This window comes from Microcystis sp. LE19-131.1A (assembly GCF_027532015.1).
Classification (GTDB): domain Bacteria; phylum Cyanobacteriota; class Cyanobacteriia; order Cyanobacteriales; family Microcystaceae; genus Microcystis; species Microcystis ichthyoblabe_A.
The window spans coordinates 1-1,441 of record NZ_JAPZSS010000120.1 but is presented as its reverse complement, the minus strand read 5'-3'; the positions used below and the strand labels follow the sequence as shown (position 1 = coordinate 1,441).

The window sequence follows — 1,441 nt, the reverse complement described above, 5'->3', positions numbered from 1 at the left end:
ATAGTTAGTAAAAGTATAGTCAAATATAGACAGACTGAATTCCATTTCAGAAATTCCCTTCACTTTTACTTCGAGAGATTGATTCTCCTTGGGTGAACTACGCACCTCTCTATCCCATAGCGGTTAAACGCATTTGGGAATGCTTTTCGCAAAATGTTGTAGGAACCCATGACATCAGATTGAACCAGAATCCCCTTATCTGTGCGATATAACCCTCGTTTAATCCTTTTTCCTGAAAACACTGGCTTTTCAGTTGTTTGTCCATACACTGGTAGCGGCTCTAAATTCAAAAAATTAGAAGCTGAGGTATAGGATTCCTCTTGAATAATCACTTTGATTCCTACTAATTGACATTTATAAATAATCATGTCAATTAATCGAGCATGAGGGATGGTCACAAATTTTTGATTGTTGACTTTCCCTAAGTTTACCTCTTGTTTCCAACCGTCATTTTTCCCAATTACTAAAGTGGTAATTTGTTGGTCAACTAAGAGCTTAACCAAATAACGACTAGCTTTATGAAGATAATCATCTATTTTCTGATTTCGACAGCGAGTTAAACGGCGAATCCTCTGGGAACTTTGACGATTACCTTTGAACAGAGATTGTGACTTAGCTCGACGTTGGTTATAAAATTGATTCAGGCTTTTTAACGGTCTGCCATTAATTAACAAAGGGATAAAGTCCGGTTGATTTGAAGTTACAGCCATCAAATTATCTATGCCTAAATCTATCGCAGCTATCTTGTCATTAGGAGCTAAGAACTGTTCAGTTTTCTCATAAATTACCTCGATTACATAACAATCACATTTAGGAACTATTCTGACTTCTGCTAGGCGCTCCGCAACTCTCGTCGGCAACGCAATTGAAGTACCTGATAGCTTGACTAACCCTTGCTTAAGACCTACTTTGCTGATGGCTTGAATCGTGTAAACTAAGAGATTTCTTCCTTTTTTTGGCTCCTTATAGCTAGGGATTTTGGGTTTTCCCAGAAATTTATCGGGGTGACTTTTAAACTCCGATGAAGCGGCAAAAAATGATTTCCAGTTCTGGTCTAATCCTCTTAAAACTTGTTGAGAAATTTTAGCGGGTAAAGCTTGATACTGTTCTGTCTTTTGCATCAGAGAGGCCATCTGATTATAGGTCAAATAGCCATGACCATAAATGAAGTTTTGTCGGATTAAATAATTGGCTGAGTTGTAAAGATTTTTAGACTGCCAAGATAAATTATCTATCTCAGCCCAAAATCGATGTCCTTTCTTGATAATGTGTCTTTTGGCTACTAACATTATTGTCCGTTGTCTTTTAACTCAGCGTCGGGTTTTGAAGGGTTGTCATCCGTTGTGATAATTGTACCAGAAGGCAATTGATAGCCTGTTAAATTCCCTTGTTTCCACCACCTCCAAGCCGTTCGATAACTTATTGCTGCTTTTTTTGCATA

General features: G+C 37.8%; 1 protein-coding gene. It reads right to left on the bottom strand.

The features are described 5' to 3' along the window. Positions 1–65 precede the first annotated feature (65 nt). Entirely contained in the window at positions 66–1,289 is a 1,224-nt protein-coding gene (locus O9323_RS10315; RefSeq protein WP_288125055.1) for an RNA-guided endonuclease InsQ/TnpB family protein, read from the bottom strand. Positions 1,290–1,441 lie beyond the last annotated feature (152 nt).

Bases quoted from the DNA above. Each gene is read 5' to 3' on its own strand.
- O9323_RS10315 (WP_288125055.1), bottom strand. From the start codon at position 1,289: ATGTTAGTAGCCAAAAGACACATTATCAAGAAAGGACATCGATTTTGG.